The organism is Sphingomonas sp. Leaf22, from assembly GCF_001421715.1.
Classification (GTDB): Bacteria; Pseudomonadota; Alphaproteobacteria; order Sphingomonadales; family Sphingomonadaceae; genus Sphingomonas.
In genome coordinates this window covers 1-15152 of record NZ_LMKP01000012.1, presented here as the reverse complement: position 1 = coordinate 15152, position 15152 = coordinate 1, and the positions used below count along the sequence as shown (strand labels likewise).

General features: G+C 66.5%; 16 protein-coding genes. 6 read left to right on the top strand and 10 right to left on the bottom strand.

From position 1 onward, the window contains the following. Window positions 1-146: 146 nt before the first annotated feature. Window positions 147-788: a hypothetical protein gene (locus tag ASE70_RS06760; protein ID WP_156356071.1), complete on the top strand. Its 642-nt coding sequence runs from the start codon at window positions 147-149 to the stop codon at window positions 786-788. A gap of 2 nt (window positions 789-790) precedes the next feature. Here ASE70_RS06760 and ASE70_RS06755 read toward each other — a convergent pair whose 3' ends face one another. The 7 genes from ASE70_RS06755 to ASE70_RS06725 are packed head-to-tail and all read right to left on the bottom strand — an operon-like array spanning window position 791 to window position 7834. Beyond that, window positions 791-1429, bottom strand: a complete 639-nt coding sequence (locus ASE70_RS06755; protein ID WP_056502783.1) for a hypothetical protein — start codon at window positions 1427-1429, stop codon at window positions 791-793. Further along, window positions 1426-2835 carry a hypothetical protein gene (locus ASE70_RS06750; protein WP_056502780.1) on the bottom strand — a complete coding sequence of 470 codons (1410 nt, stop codon included), beginning with the start codon at window positions 2833-2835 and terminating at the stop codon, window positions 1426-1428. Before ASE70_RS06750 ends, ASE70_RS06755 begins: the two co-directional genes overlap by 4 nt. Next, window positions 2832-4460 (bottom strand): hypothetical protein, encoded by a 1629-nt coding sequence (locus ASE70_RS06745; RefSeq protein WP_056502778.1) that lies wholly within the window; start codon window positions 4458-4460, stop codon window positions 2832-2834. Before ASE70_RS06745 ends, ASE70_RS06750 begins: the two co-directional genes overlap by 4 nt. Before the next feature lie 2 nt (window positions 4461-4462). Beyond that, window positions 4463-5284, bottom strand: coding sequence for a hypothetical protein (locus ASE70_RS06740; protein WP_056502775.1), 822 nt, complete (start codon window positions 5282-5284; stop codon window positions 4463-4465). Beyond that, window positions 5281-6186, bottom strand: a complete 906-nt coding sequence (locus ASE70_RS06735; RefSeq protein WP_056502772.1) for a hypothetical protein — start codon at window positions 6184-6186, stop codon at window positions 5281-5283. The genes ASE70_RS06740 and ASE70_RS06735 overlap by 4 nt, the downstream gene beginning before the upstream one ends. Next, complete coding sequence (locus tag ASE70_RS06730; protein ID WP_056502770.1) at window positions 6183-7013, bottom strand: hypothetical protein; 831 nt, start codon at window positions 7011-7013, stop codon at window positions 6183-6185. The genes ASE70_RS06735 and ASE70_RS06730 overlap by 4 nt, the downstream gene beginning before the upstream one ends. 2 nt (window positions 7014-7015) lie before the next feature. After that, a complete protein-coding gene (locus ASE70_RS06725; RefSeq protein ID WP_056502768.1) occupies window positions 7016-7834 on the bottom strand; it encodes a hypothetical protein in 819 nt (272 codons plus the stop codon). A 210-nt stretch (window positions 7835-8044) separates the two neighbouring features. On the opposite strand from ASE70_RS06725, the gene ASE70_RS06720 reads away from it, so the two are divergent. From ASE70_RS06720 to ASE70_RS06700, 5 genes are all read left to right on the top strand, one after another. Further along, window positions 8045-8611, top strand: a complete 567-nt coding sequence (locus ASE70_RS06720) for a hypothetical protein (RefSeq protein WP_156356069.1) — start codon at window positions 8045-8047, stop codon at window positions 8609-8611. Further along, window positions 8611-9330 carry a hypothetical protein gene (locus ASE70_RS06715; protein WP_056502762.1) on the top strand — a complete coding sequence of 240 codons (720 nt, stop codon included), beginning with the start codon at window positions 8611-8613 and terminating at the stop codon, window positions 9328-9330. The genes ASE70_RS06720 and ASE70_RS06715 overlap by 1 nt, the downstream gene beginning before the upstream one ends. Further along, window positions 9327-9605: a hypothetical protein gene (locus ASE70_RS06710; protein WP_056502758.1), complete on the top strand. Its 279-nt coding sequence runs from the start codon at window positions 9327-9329 to the stop codon at window positions 9603-9605. Before ASE70_RS06715 ends, ASE70_RS06710 begins: the two co-directional genes overlap by 4 nt. A gap of 8 nt (window positions 9606-9613) precedes the next feature. Then, window positions 9614-10396: a hypothetical protein gene (locus tag ASE70_RS06705; RefSeq protein WP_056502755.1), complete on the top strand. Its 783-nt coding sequence runs from the start codon at window positions 9614-9616 to the stop codon at window positions 10394-10396. Window positions 10397-10894: 498 nt separating this feature from the next. Continuing rightward, complete coding sequence (locus tag ASE70_RS06700) at window positions 10895-11494, top strand: class I SAM-dependent methyltransferase (protein WP_056502752.1); 600 nt, start codon at window positions 10895-10897, stop codon at window positions 11492-11494. Here the strand turns inward: ASE70_RS06700 and ASE70_RS06695 are convergent. From ASE70_RS06695 to ASE70_RS06685, 3 genes are all read right to left on the bottom strand, one after another. Continuing rightward, complete coding sequence (locus tag ASE70_RS06695) at window positions 11491-12501, bottom strand: HNH endonuclease domain-containing protein (RefSeq protein ID WP_162235935.1); 1011 nt, start codon at window positions 12499-12501, stop codon at window positions 11491-11493. The genes ASE70_RS06700 and ASE70_RS06695 overlap by 4 nt on opposite strands. 177 nt (window positions 12502-12678) lie before the next feature. After that, entirely contained in the window at window positions 12679-13014 is a 336-nt protein-coding gene (locus tag ASE70_RS06690; protein WP_056502750.1) for a hypothetical protein, read from the bottom strand. Window positions 13015-13265: 251 nt separating this feature from the next. Continuing rightward, a complete protein-coding gene (locus tag ASE70_RS06685; RefSeq protein WP_056502747.1) occupies window positions 13266-14450 on the bottom strand; it encodes a tyrosine-type recombinase/integrase in 1185 nt (394 codons plus the stop codon). Between the last annotated feature and the right edge of the window lie 702 nt (window positions 14451-15152).

Genomic DNA, 15152 nt, shown 5'->3' with positions numbered 1-15152 from the left:
TACGGCTAAATAGTAAAAATTAGGATGAATTTACATTCTATTGATTTCGAGTTCGTCGTTGAAATGAACAAGGCAAACCACGCTTTCGACCGGCTATGCTTTATGCTAGTCATTTGCGTCAAACGATCTTCCGGCGAGGGAGGCTCATGTCAGAACCACTCATGTCAGAACCAAGGCTTGGCCGAACCGTTCGGCGCGCCCTTTGCCTGTCAATCGTCACGGCGCTGGCTCTGTCGGCCTGTGGATCGGGTAACGGCGGAGCACCGCTCCCGCAGGTCCTGGCCGATCAGGCCTGCCTCTCGCGTAGCAGCGTCTACCCCCTCCTGAAGCAGGAAAAGGACCGGATCGCGAAAGCGGGCAATGACACGCTAGCGCAGTGCAACGCCCAACTGGATGCCGGCACCGACAGCAAAACGCGCCTGGCGACGGCCCTGGCCGAAAAGGCGCAACTGGAGCAGTCGGTCACGGCCTTGCAGGAACAGGTCGCAGAGTTGGAGTCACGCGCGCCCAGCGACACGGCCATCGCCGGTAAGGCAAAGGTCGATCAGGAGAGCTGCAACAACATCATGACAGCGGCACTGGATGCGCAGGGCGCGTCTCCTGCCGAAGCAGGTCGCGAAGGAGGTAAGATCAACTACACGCGAGGGGCGATCGATCAGTGCACGGTGTTGACGATTTGTCACGGCAACGTTCCCGCATGGGCCGTCTACGTGAGTTGTGCGGAGCCGGCCAAGGCAGCGGAGTTACGCGATGCGATCTGGACAACGGCAACCGCTGCCGGCTTGTAGCATTAGCTATCGTCCAGCACCCCCGCCACTGACCGTTCCCAAAACGCACACCCGCTGGCCAGCAGCGCGAACAGCACCGCTTCCCCGGCCGGCCAGACGGCAATCTCCGCCGACTGCCGTGCGAGTAGGGCGAACGCTACCATCGCCAACCCCTGTAGCGCGAAGCACAAGGCAGTACTGGAATGGCGGGAAATCAGGCCGCGTCGTAAGCGTATCGCCATAGCACTGCCCGTGACGAGCATCGCAAGACCACCCAAAAACACAAACGGCGTCGATGCCGGGTCCGGTTCGATGGGGAAAACGACGTCGGCAAGAACGCTTCCGACCAGCATCAGCGGCCCGAATACCGCCAATGCAAACCGTGCGGCCAGCGGGCGAAGGGGCGGCATTTTTGGCGGATGCCCAACAATATCGATGCCAAGCCCCTCGAGGCTCTTATCGTCCTCGTCATGGGTGGCGCCGTCGAGGCGCGGTAGGTCATCGAGACTGTCGAGCAACAGCGAGCGAGCGTGCGCGACGAGATTGGCCGCCGCAGCGTCCGTGCCGCAGCGCGCCAGTGCGTGCGTCGCCGCTGCCTCGATCGCCGCCGCCGCCGCTAGCGGACCCAGGCCCAGCCGTAACCGTGCGTCGTTGAGCGTCACGGTCGCTCTCCCCGTTGCGGCGGCAGCATCCGCCAGCGGCGGGCGCGGAGCAGCAGGTCGTGCAACGCGCCCCCCTCCTCCAGCGGATCGGGCACCGATGCCATCGATCGCTGCACCGTCACGTGCGATTGCCGATCGGTGCCGGTGATGGTGATCCTGCCGCTGGACTGCAATGCGAATTCGAACTGCACCGGCCAGTCGAGCAGCTCGAATTCGCCGAAGTCAATCGATCCGAGCGAAACATGCGACGTGCCGTCGGGCGATGCCCGCACCAGTTCCACCCTTGCTCCCCTGCCAAATCGCAGCGTGCGGACGACCCGCTGCCGCGGCGGGTCGGTTGGCGCGAACAGCGGCTCGAAACAGGGAACGCCGGTCGGGTCGACCACGGCGAGGCCGATCGGTCCCGCCGCTACGGACGGCGGTGGCACGCTGCCGTCCCGGCCCATCGCGATGCTGCCGTCGATCACCATGCGGAGCGTGGCGCTTCGCATCTTCCCCCCCGGCACGGCGCGCGCCAGACCCGCCGTCAGCCAGACCGGCAGCGGCTGACGAACGAACCATAGCGACTCGCCGCCCCCCCCACCGGCGTCGCGGACAAGGTCCGAGACCGCGCGTTCGCAGGCGGACAGGGCCGCGCGGCATTCGGCCTCGACCGCATGCGACGCGACGTGCACCTCCAGATATCGGTTGTCGACGTCGACGATCGTGCGGGCGATATCGGCACCTTCGCCGAACGCAGTAAGGATCGTGCGCGCGGCGTGGGTCAATCGCTCGCGCTGCCGTGATACGGGGCGGCGGACATCCGCCGCCGCGAGGCGCGCGACGAGCAGATGCGTGATCGCCTCGGTCAGCGCGTGGATGCCGAGGTTCGCGCGCGTGACGGCACTATCGGCTCCGTTGCCAACCGCCGACATGCTCAACGCCGGCCCGTCGAACGCGCCGACGAATCGAACCGATCTGGACCGCGCCGCGACGCTGCGCAGGCAATTCGTCACGCTGCGGACGATCGCCACTCGAAACCCCGCCACCGTCGCGGCATCCCGTGCATTGCGGACCCAATCCGCGCCGGCACCGTCGGGCAGGATCAACACGGTATCATCGTCGACGGGTGCCCCTTGCGCGGCGGCATCGGTACGAAGATGAGTGAGCAACACCGCCAGCCAAGCGACCGCATCGCCCGGTGCCCTGTCGGCGGAGGACGGTGGCCGATCGAGAACGGCATCGAGCTCCGGGCACGATACCGCATCGCGCAGTTCGGTCAGCGATCCCGCGACCGTTCCCACCGCCACGCGCGTTCCGATCGCGACGAGCCCGGTCGGCAGGCGGGCAGCAAGACGGACATGCTCGTCGGTATCGTCCCAGTAGCCGAGCGCCACTTCGCTGCCGATAATCGCCAGATGGATCAACGCACGCCTCGCGCCTGTTCGGCGATAGCCGTAACCGCCGCGATCCGCGCGGCGATGCCGCCGAGTTCGGTCCTGAGGCCACTTTCACGCGACAGCGCCGCCATCGGGCTAGCCGCGGGACTTGCCGACGGGGCAAGGCTCGCCCGGGTCGCGGCGATCCAGTCGTCGACCCGGTCGAGATGCGCGGAAACGGCGCGTGCGGTGAGCGTAGCAGCCTCCCGACCTGCCGCCGCGACGGCCTGCGCGCCGCTCTCGGCCAGCCCGGCGGTCGCCTCGGCCAGATCCGCGGCACGCTCGGCGCGCAGGCGCGGGATCGCCCGCAGGAGGGAGATCACCAACAACAGCGCAGTAACAACGCCAATCATGCCGGCAAATGAACGCTGGAGTAGCTGTTGCGACTGCTTGTCGTACAAAATCGACAGAATGAAACCACCTGCGGTAATCAACGGTGCGAGGATCATCAGCGGATTGGTGAAGGTCAACTGGCTCTTGAACGAACGATGTTGCGCGCGGCGTTCGCCCGGCTGGATATCGGCGGCGGCCCTCGCCAGATCGCGGTCGATCGGGGTGGTGTGAAACACCGGCGGCGTGACCGCATGGACGTCCAGCCCGCGCTCCCTGAGCAGCGCATCGGCGCGTGCACCTATCGCAGTGACCCGCCGGTCCAGCACTGTCGCGACCGCGGCCAGCGCAGCCGAAAATCGCTGTCTGGCGTCCTCCCGGATCCGATCCAGCGGCGCGTGGCCGATCGAGAACCGCACCTCGCGCGTCGACGGCTGACCAACGATGTCATCCTCGCCGATCAGTTCGCCGCCGACCCGCCCCGCCTCGGCGAAGCGATGCGTGACGAATGCGTCGAGCGTCCGGCGGCATTGTTTCACGTCATGCGCCAATCCGGCAACCGGATCGACAAACCCCATCGACGGCGGAGGAGCCGACTCCTCCTTTAGCCGGATCAGCTCGCCCTCGCACCGCGCCTTGACCCGCCCCAGCGCATGCAGCGCCGCCCGCGCGATGCGGCGCAGCTGTTCCGCCTCCGATCGAAGCTGCGCGCCGTCGAGGGCGCCTCCACCGGGTCCGGCAAGCAGGTCGCGCAGGCCGCCGGACGGCAACCGGGTGAGGTCGGTGTCGAGCACCGCGATATCGGCCACCCGCGGGAAGCCACCGCCCAGCCAATAGACCGGACCGTCGCCCACGTCGGCACGCACCATCGCAATGCCGGTCTGTCCGGCAAGGTCGAGCGGCGCGGTGGCAACGACGACTGTCGCCACCGGCACGCGCGCATCGAGCCGGAGCAGCCCGGCGGCGGCAAGGCTGCGAAGCCGCACTTCGACCGGCCGGCCGTGCCAGTGTCCGGTCACACCCGCACCCCACGTGGCGTCCGGGTCGATCGGTCCGCACCCGATCCATGCGGCAAGCGCGCCGGCCTCCTTCGGCGTCAGCGTATCGATGCTATGGAGGTCGACGAGAAGGCCGTCCTCGCCATGCGCACCGTCGAGCGCATCGGCCAGCCGTTGCAGATCGGGCGCCAAATCGCCGGTGCCGAGTGCCGCACGTACATCACGCCGCCATCGCTGGACCTGCGTCCGTTCCGGCGCACCGGCGGGGGGTGGCTGGAAGGTCATCGTCAAAAATGACGGAAGCGGTCGATGAGCTGTTCAAGCACCGATCGCAGATCGGTGATCGGCAACGTCGCATCGTCGATCGAGGAACCGAGCGCAGCACGCAGCGTCGCCACAGTTTGGCCGAGCGCAGTGATCTCTGTCACCAGATGCGCGACCTTTGCCGCCAGCATCGTGACCTCGCCCGCCACGCGCACCGCATGGCCTGCCTGCTGCTCTGCCAGATGGAGCATCAACGCCTCAGCCATCTGCCCGATCGCGGTGGCACCTTGCCCCATCTGGTCGTCTAACGCGGCGATCGTTTCGGCCACATCGGATCGCAGCGCGATCACCGCGTCCCTCGCCAGTTTCTGGTGGTGGGGTATGGCATCGGCCAGCCGGTCCAGCGCATGCTGCGCATCGTCCCCCGCCGTTTCGGTCAGCGTCACCGCCTCGGTCCCCAACTCCGTCACCAGAGCGTCGATGGCCTGTGCGATGCCGTGCGCGCGATCGTCCGCGACATCAACGATCGCGTCCGCGTCACTTGCCCAGGTAGCGGTGTCGGGATCGTGCACGATCGCCGCGAACGACTGGACGGAGCCATCGATCGCATCGGCCAACGTGTCCACCTCGGCGGCGAGGGCGGCGGCGCGGCTCTGTATCTTCTCCGCCTCCGTCGCAATCCGCCGCCCCGCTGCATCGGCACGCAGCAAACCGCCGACCAGTGCGCGGGCGTTCAGCAGCGCGGACAGCCGGTCCCATGCGGCTTCTTCGATCGACCAAGCGGCGGCACGCGCCTCCAGCGCCGCGTCGAGATCGCCGAGCGCGTCGCGGGCGGCGGCGCTCAAAACAATCCTCCGGTCATGATGCTGGCCAGCCGTTCGGCGACACGCTGCGGCACTTGCGCTGCCGCTTCGAGCAAGTCGAACAGCAGCCGACCGATCTCGTCCGCCTCGCGGATCAGCGCCCCTGCCGGCATCCCCGCATCGCTTCCGCCACCGGCCGCTTCGGCGGCAAAGGCGGCGATCGTCGCCAGCACCTCCTGCACCGCATCGTCGATCGCCTGTCCGACCTCCCGCTCCACCCCGGCCAGCGCCGCGCGCAACTGGTGATACACCGCTTGATTGGCCAGATCGGCCGCCATCGTCATGCCCCCCCGCGCGGTGACGAGCGCCGCATCGATCGCGGGCGACACCGCCTCGTCGATCTGCGCCTCGACGTCGTGCCGCACCCGGTCCATCGCTTCGACGAATGCCGCGATCACCTTGGTCGCGGTGGCGGTGGCGGCGGCGTGGCACGCCTCCGCGTCGTGACAGGTCGTCGTGAGTGCCTCGGCGGCGTCGTCAAGCGCCTGACGGGCATCGCTTATGGCGGCTTCGATGGTTGCCACCGACGTCCCGAGCGGTTCGCGTACGCGGTTGGCCGCCTCGTGGAGTTCCACCGTCCGGTCGTGCAGCGTCTCGACGGCGGCAACTGCGTCACGATGATCCGTACCGACGCGCTCGATCCGCTCGTCGAGACCGGCCAAGACGTCCTGCGCATCGGCCACCGCCGTCTGCTGGCGCTCGACCGCGTCGGACAGGGTGGCCGACAGCGGGGCGACCAGTTCGGCCAGCACCGCCGCCGCCGCCGCGATCGCCGACTCCCCCTCGGCGCGGCGCCCCCGGATCATCGCCTCCCGCGCCGCCCGTTCGGCGTGCCGCGCCTGAAACGCGGCGAGGTCGGCGATGAGCATAGCGGTGTCGTTCATGGCAGACGATCCAGTGCGATCTTGGCGAGGTGGATCGCCGGCAGCCACGGGCCGGTCGACAGGCTGACCTGCAACGCCTCGCCCATGACGATCGCCTGTGCGGCACTACCCGCTTCCGCGCGTATCAAATGGATGACCTGCTGCTCGATCGCGGACTGCGCACCCGACGTCACGCTACGAACACCCTGCTCGATCCGCGCCCGCAGCGCCGCTTCGATGTGGAGTAGTTGCGTCTCCAGCGCAGGGCCGAGCGTAGCGACCTGTCGCCCAAGGCCGGTAGCCTCGGTGTCGACCATATCGAGCATCGCCCGGAAATCCTCGACGACACGCGAGGTCTGACGCTCGCCGATCGCCGATGCGGTTGCGGCCGTTGCGGCATGGGCAGGGTCGAGCGCGCCCGTCACGAAGGCATCGGCCGATTCGCGCAGCGCCTTGCCGGCCGCCGTACAGACGCCAAGCGCGGCGATCGTCGCCGACGGGATTCTCGCCTCGATCTCCTGCCCCGTCGTTCGTAACCCCGCTTCCAGCGCCTTCGCATCGCTCGTCAGGTCGTCGAGCGCGTCCGCCAGTGCCACGACATTCGCTATGATCGTCGCGACGGTCGCGGTCGCGTCCGGCGTCATGCTTTCCTTCGTGGCCGAAACGATCGCGGCGATATCGGCATCGAGCGGCACCAGATCGGCAAACGCCGGCGTCTGGTCGATCGCATCGACCTCGGCGAGCAAGTCCAGCAGATCGCGGTGCGCCCCCGCCGGATCGGTCGTATCGTCGTCGCCACCGGTCGCGGCGATCATGTCGAGCAGGATCGACAGGTCCGTCGCCGCCATCGTCAGAACCGCCCGCCGGCCAGCCGCAACGCGAACTGGAGCTGCTTCGCGCTGTCGACCACCTCGGTCAGCCGGGCGAGTGCGTCGTTCACGTCGTCGATCCGCTGCGTGATCGTCGCGACGGTCGCCGTCGCTCCCTGCCCGACCGACTGCCCCGTCGCGTCGGCGGATCGTGCGAAGGCGGTGCTGCCCGCATTCTGCGCCGCGCCGAACAGCGCGTCCGCCCCGCTTCGCACCATGCCCCAGCGCGTCGCACCTTCGCTTTCGACCATTTTGTGCAAGGTGGTGCGCAGCCGGGTCATGTTCGCCTCCAGTTCGGCCACATGCGTCGCGGCCGTCGTCGATCCGGCATCGGTCCTCGCGACGATCGTCGCGACCTCGGCCTTCAACTGGTCGAGCGCGGCGGGAATCCGCGCGGCCGCCGGGGTCGCTGCCTCGCCGACCGCCGTGGCCACGCCATCCCCGAGCTGGTTCAACGCCTCCAGCGCACCGGCGACCGCCGCCTCCCCCGCGATCAGGGTGCGTTCGGCGGCGGCGAGGTCCTCCACCGCCCTGGTCAGCGCCGCGAAATGCGCCGCCGCATCGGCCGACGCCGTGGTGGCGGGCGTGGTATCGACGGCCTCGATCATCGCCGCCTCATCCGTCAGCGCGGCTTCGAGCGGCGCGATATCCGCGGCTTCGAGCGCCGCGCAGACCGCCTCGATCTGTCTCGTTCGTTCGGTGGAGACGTCGGTGTCGGATCGCGCCCGCTCGCCTGCCGCGATCAGCGCGACGACAAGATCGTCCAGTACCGCTTCGGAGAAATCCTCGTCCACCAGCATAGGTCCGCCCCCCGACGCCCTCGACGAAACCCGTCCCTTCATGTCAAATAGCATCGTCTGACGGAAAATCCAGCAGTCATCGCGTCACGACGTCGGACGAAAGGGGCGAATATGTCGTTGCTCAACAGACGCGAAACCATCGGAAGCATCGTTGCCACGTCGCTTGCACTTCCGGCATTTGCGCAGAGCCGTTCGGTTATCCCGTTCGATTTGCGGATATTTATCCCGGCAGCGGCGGCCAGCTACGCCGGACGCAGCTTCGGCGGCGGCACCAAGGTCCGCTTCGACGGGACACTCGATTGCAGCGTCGCCGGTCCCGCCGCACTCAGGATCGGCACCGCCACGTTCAGCGAAACGAAGGAATATGACCCGGACGCGCTGCTGCCGGTCGATGGCGGGCCGGCATGGGCGCGGCGAATTCGACCCGGCGCGGCACCGATCGCGGTCGGGCATCAGGACGTGAGCGATGCGACGCTGCGAACCGCATGGGCGCTGCCGCCTGGCGCGACGCACGGCTGCGAGATCGTGGTGAACGGCCGCAATCCGCTGGTCCGTGGCGCCCCGGCGATCGACGCGACGTTCACGCTCGGCCTGCGCCGGGGAGCGCTCGGCATCGAACGCTGGCTGCGATGCGCGCATGACGGCTTTCCGAGCTATGAGTTCCGGGTCGGCGGCCGGGTGCTGCGCGCCTATGACTGTATCGCCGCCGGCGAGACGCCGCTGGCGCTGTTCCCGCCGGCGGAGGTCGCGTTCACCGCCGACTGGTCGCCGCTGTGATGTCCGGCCACGCGCTGCGCCGGGGTCTTGCGATCGCGCTCGTGCTGGGGCTGATGGCCTGCGGCGGGGTCGACGCGACCTCTGACCCCGCCCCGGAAGCCGCGATCGCCGCTCCCGACGACGTGACGCCCGACCCCACCCCTTCGCCCATCGACCCGTCGGTCTATCACGCCCGGCAGGAGCCGCTGCCGTTCCGCGTCCTCTCCTTTTCCAGCGCGTGCCGAAAGGTGCGCAGCCTGCCCCCCGACCGCGTCGATCCGGTCGAGCGCAAGGCCTGCTTGGTCGGGCAATCGGTCGATGGCATCCGCGACTGGGGACCCGACGTCCGTTCGGCCAAGGCCGGACGCGCCGCATGGCTCTATGCCCATTGCGCCACCGACGACGCGATCGCCCGCGACGCGAACCTCGACCTGCGCGATGTCGAGGCATTGACCGGACCGTTCGCGCCGGACACCCTGCGCAAGCTGGGATGCCCCCCGGCCCCCGGCGATGAACCGGTGCGCGACGGCCCGCCGCTCAGGATCGTGTACTCGTCGATGACTGCAACACGCCCACGGCGGACCCGCTCCAAGCAGTCCGGGCAACGCTGGTGCGCCCGCGGACCCCGGCGGATTTCTCCCCCACCGCGAACGCATGCGTCGCCATGCTCAGGCGGCGGGGTTATGCGGTCCTCGGCCGGGGAGCGGATTATACCGCCGACTGCGACCGGTATCGCGTGATCTCGCTCGCCGAACGGTATCGCGATCCGCCCCCACGGGCCGATCGATGTTCTCACGTCGACCCGTCGCTGCCACGCGCATGGGAGAACGACCTGTCGGCGCAGACGTTGGCAGCGATCGACCTGTATGGCCAGTGCCGGACGATCGCGCAGATCGCCGCCGACGTCGACCTGCCCCAAACCACCGTTCGCCGGATCGTTGAGCGACAGGACTCGCTGATCCAGACGGCACGGGCGGAGCACTGCGGCAACGGCCGCGCCCGCCCGGTGCGATAGGCCAGGCGGTGGCGCTGTCTCCGCCCAACGTCCGGTCGCGGTTCGTCCGATATCGCCATGTCGGCATCGGCGCGGTCTGCATCCTCGCCGCCGGCTGCGATGGGGCCGAGGTGGCGCCCCGGCCGCAACCGACGACTCCGGCCACGGCGACGGTCGCGCGCGCCTCCGCCGACACGCTCGCGACAAACGCCGCGCTGCGCGCGGTGTTCGGCGTCGAGCGCGGGGGCATCGTTCGGCTCGACGGCGTGGAGGTGCGGTTTGACGACGGCAGGCTGATACGCCCGGACACGACCCCGATCCTGGTCGCGCGGGGGCAGCGGCTTTCGGCGGCGCACCCGGACAAGGGGTTCCTCGGCATCTGGTATCTCGCCCCCCACGGCGACGGCTTTCGCGTCACCGGGCGCCATCCCGGCAGCGTCCGGGCAGGAAGTTTCGGCGATCCGCCCGACTGGACGCTGCGGCGCGACCTCGGGACCTATCCGGTGATTCAGGCGACCGGGTTCGGCCAATGGTTCGGGCACGGCCATGCCTGTACGACGCTCGTCGCGTTGCGACCGCAAAGGCCGGTCCTGCTCGCCCGCGACATCCTGACCGGCTACAACTTCGATCCCGGCGACGACCCCGCCCAGCATGAACCGCGCGAGACGATCGACGGCAGCATCGCCTATGATCGCGCCCGGGATGCACTGATCGTCACCTATCGCGGAACCGTTCGTCAGACCGTGTTATATCGCTATCGGGACGGGGAGTATCGAGCGCCGCAGGTGGGGAATAATCTTGATCGCTGCTGATATCACCGAAACGACCTTCGACGATCTACCGGACCCATCGACGCGACGGGACGACGAAGCGCCGGGCATCGGAATGCGTAATAGATATTGCCCTCCTCGCTCGCGTCGAGAATCCAAAGCTCCTGATTGCTCGAACAGCGTTTGCGCATGTCGGCCTCATGGCGGTTCGCGCCATCTTTCAACGCTCACCGGCGAACCCGATCCGGGCAAAGCCTGTAAGCAGCTCCAAGCGCTTACCTAGCTCTGCATTGCCATACCTGCGACATGCGGAATTGGTTCGTGCTGAAAACCGAGGCTCTTTGGCGAACTGAGTGCTGCACAGACCTTTACCGGTACATAGGAGAAGCGGTCGATCCACTCACATGAACGAGCGGCAGGTTTCGGGGGAGCGAGAAGGGCTGCGTGAATGACCGCATCTGGGTCTTTTCGAAAGTGGCCGGCGTGGCGGCATGCTGCGATGGGTAGAAGAGGGAGGATGCAAAGGCGTATGTTTACACGATGCACGACTCAGCAACGCTCGCGTTTTACGCTTCTGAGGCGAGCGCTTATGTGGCGTGGTATCGCGGCCAGCAAAGCCAAGACCTAGCTGGTTTCCTCGACCGCCTGCCGGCTGGTGCGCGCGTGTTAGAGCTCGGTTGCGGCGGCGGCGGCGACACAGCAGCGATGCTAGCGAAGGGCGTAAACGTTGTGCCTACCGATGGATCGCCGGAAATGGCGCAACAGGCGTCAGAGGTTCTCGGTGTACCGGTCGGTGTGCTCCTGTTCGAGGATCTCAACGAGGAACAGGCCTATGACGGTGTCTGGGCCAGTGCGTGCCTGCTGCACGTTCCCTTGGCGAACCTATCGACCGTCCTGTCGAGCGTGCGTCGTGCGCTGCGAGCGGGCGGGCTCTTTTACGCTAGCTACAAGGTTGGCGTAGGGGAGGGGCGTGATCGATACGGACGCTATTACAATTACCCGACTGATGAGGTGCTAAAAGCTAAGTACCTGGCAGCAGGGCCTTGGTCGTCAGTGGAGATCGAGGAGCAGCAGGGCGGCGGCTACGACGACGAGCCGACGCAGTGGATTGCCGTCACCGCCAGGAGGGCAGCGGATTAAAAGGCCTCATCGTTACGTGAAACTGCGTTCCACTCGGTAATCCGCGCCAGTTTCGTCGCCCGGTAGTTGTCCTGCAGAAATGCCGCTCGAAGGGCCGGGGCCGCCCCAGTCTGCGCCATCAACGTTTCCCTTAGCGGGTGGTGACTGGTGATCAGGAACTCGTTGCGGCGGTGCAGGCGGGCGACCAGATCAAGCGCTGGTACGCAGTCGAACTTGCCGTTCGCACCCCGATTGCAGCCGCGGCAGGCAAGCACAAGGTTCCACACACCGTTCGGGTTCCCGGTCAGGAGCAACCGTAGCGCCCAAGGGAAGACGTGGTCCACGTCGGCGGCGAGCTGCCCCGGTTCGATGGTGACAGGGGTGAAGCAGTAGAAGCAGTAACCTTTCTGGTAGCCATTAAGCGCCGCCCTAGCGGACGTAACCGTAATGCGCCGCGAGCTGTCAGCGGCGGTAAACGCTTGGGTCTCGTCATTATAGGTGATGAGCGAACGGGTGACCCCCAGCTCCCACGCCGTCTCCACCAAGCGCCACCGCGCCTCCGTCTCGGATCCGAGGTCGGCGGCGGCGGGGCCGTGCGCGAGGTGCCGCAACTCGTTCGTTATTCGGATGCCCCCGGCGGCGGCGCGCTCGTCTAGAAAAAAGCGCTGCCCGACGTCATGGGCCCCGAGACGGTGGAAGGCGTCAATGACGTTGTTGAAGCCGAGCGATACCGTGATTGACCGGAGCTCGTCGTCGGTGACGGTACCAGCATTGGCTCCCTTGCATGCTTCCAGAAAGCGGCTGGACCGGCTGGTGCCCTGCTTCGATGCCAGCGTGAGGTGAGTTCGCAGGTGGCGTGTGTACGGGTCGGCCAGCTTCTCCAGCGAGACTAGGTCGGCGCCGTCGCGCGCCACCTCGAGCAGTGCCTTGGCGAGCGCGAACTTGTACGACGCGACGTTACGACCGAACAGCATGAGCGCGCGGAACTGGTTTTGGCTGCTCGGCTGAACGGCGAGGAATTGCATCATCAAGCGCCTGTATAGGCTCATTTATGCGAGAAGGTGTGTTGGTTCGTGGTTGGCGGCACAGCGTTTCCGCTGCCGTGGGCTCGCCTCCGTAACACTATGCGGCGGTCGTCCGGCGCATGAGTCGCCGCTAAGGCGGTCCCATTGCTGCCATGGGACCGCCGGCCTTGTGGCAATGCTTTAGAGGCAGGCTTCCGTCTTTTTCCGGAAGGGAACAATCCTGCTGATGGTCCTGACCTCCAGTTGGCCTGTACTGAAGGTGAAGACCGCCGAGGTGTCGTTCTCGAGCGTGAAATGTAGTACGGTCGTGCCGTCGGGGCGGGTGTAGGTGTTGGGTGCCCCGAGGCGTCCGAGGTTCTCGACAATGCAGCGCACGACCACCTCGGTCGGCTTGTCCGTTTTGTAGACCTCACGCGGGGCATGCTGCTGAAGGTCGGCGACCGACGTGGTGCTGCAGCCGGTGGCGGCGAGTAGGACCCCCGTCAGGGCGGTGGTGAGAAAAGGGCGGTTGCTCATGCAGGTCTCCGTCGCTCGTTGTCCATAAGGAGCGACGGTCCGAAGCCGGACGTTGGAAACCTGGCCAAAGGATCAGGCGCATGCGCCTTTGCCGGCGAACCGGTTGGACATGCGCGCATGCCATCCGGCCTATGAATCGCTTCATCGACCGGTCCTTTGTACGGAGTTTCCACGCTCCACCGACCCTTTCGGACCGGCGAACGCGGTTTGCCGAGTACACAACGCTTAGTCCAGTGAAAGAGAAGCGGGTTTCAAGACAGGGCAGGGGCGTCCACTGTCGCACCGGCCATGCTGCGAAAGATCGATGCTGACACATCGCCGGCTGCCTCTCGTACGGTGCCGCGAGCTAGATGGGCGTAACGCTTGGTCGTCTGCTCGCTAGCGTGGCCCAAGATCTTCCCAATGACGAGTAGCGACAGGCCGCTGGCAGCGGCCACCGACGCGAAGGTGTGCCGCAAGTCGTGGATGCGAGCGTCCTTCAGGCCCGCCCGCTCGCGCACCCGCTGCCAGAACGGCTGCAGGTCAGTAAGGCGCCCACCGGGCAGCTTGCCGGTGAGCACCCAAGGGTTGCCGTCGACCTGCGGGATCTCGCGCAGAACCGCCAGCACCGGATCACCAACCGGCACATCTTTGGCGCCCGTTTTCGAGTCTGGCAGCCGAAGCAACCCTAGCTTGAAGTCGACGTAGCTCCACTGCAACGTCATGATCTCGTTCAATCGGCAGCCGGTGAGCATCAGCAGGCGTACGGCTGCGATGGCTGATGGCATCTCGACCCGCTCAGCTGTCATCTCGGCCAACACCTCGCCCACGCGGCTTAGCTCGGCGGCGCTGAGGAAGCGCTCGCGCTTCTTCTCCGGGTACTTCTTGATCCCCTTGCGCGGGTTGGTGCCCTCCGGACGGTGACCCCATTCCTCAGCCAGTCCGAACATCTTGGACACGACCTCGATCGTGCGGTTGGCCTGGGTCGGCTTATGCCCCAGATCCCGATGCAACCTGGCTATGTCCTGCCGCGTCACCTCATCGACCCGCTTGGATCCAATAACAGGCAGGATGTAGGAGTTGAGAGAGCGGCGGTACTCTGCGGCCGTGCTCGGCTTCACCCACAAGGCCACGTGCCGGTCGTCAAAGATCTCGGCGAGTTGCCGCACGCTCAGGGACCGGCGCTTGGCGTCACGGTCGGCGGCGGGGCTGCCGCCCATCTGGACCTTGGCGGCGGCGGACCGTGCCTGTTCACGCGCCAGCGCCAAGGTTAGCACGCCCACCTCACCGATCTTGAGCTGGCGCCAGCGGTTGCTCTCGTCGCGGTAGCGGTAAACCCAGACCCGCCGGCCGGAGGTCAGGAACCGGATGCCGAAGCCGCGGACCTCATCGTCCCAGAGGAACTCCTTGTCGTGCGTGGTTGCGGCCTCCACAATAGTCTTCGTCAACTTGACCATGAATGTCTCCTGATACCTGCGCCGTCTCCGAGCCGTTTTCAGGAAGCACCTGGGAAGCAAGGTGCAGAGTAAAGGTGCGAAGACGCGAGAACATCACCAGCAGTAAGACTGCTTATTAGTCAAGCTAACCGGCTGATACGGCGCAGAAGAAGGTAAGAATAAGAAGGCCTGCGTAGATGGTGCCGTAGCACTCATAACCTGAAGGTCACAGGTTCAAATCCTGTCCCCGCAACCATACCAAACATACCGACAGCCCCGTCTCAACAAAGACGGGGCTGTCGGGCGTTCCAGACACGCGCCNAAGGTCACAGGTTCAAATCCTGTCCCCGCAACCATACCAAACATACCGACAGCCCCGTCTCAACAAAGACGGGGCTGTCGGGCGTTCCAGACACGCGCCAACCGCAAACGACCACGTCCAGTACAGAGCACACCTCTCGGTCGGGTTCGGCCGCTCGCTGCGACGAACGTGCCGGCGTGGAAAGTTTGCGGACTAAAGCCCGCATGTAAATCTGCAGACAACGGGCCTGACGCAGGTTGCACGGCGAGTTTTAGGTGGGTGTCGCAACGGGTAACATGACCGCCAAGGGCATTCACACAGTGCCTTTGCGCCGGTTCGCCTCGGACGTACGCAAGATACGCGATATCGTGCCGGGGCGCTGGCCCGACGGACCGGGGCGGGTTGCGCCACGCACCGACCCC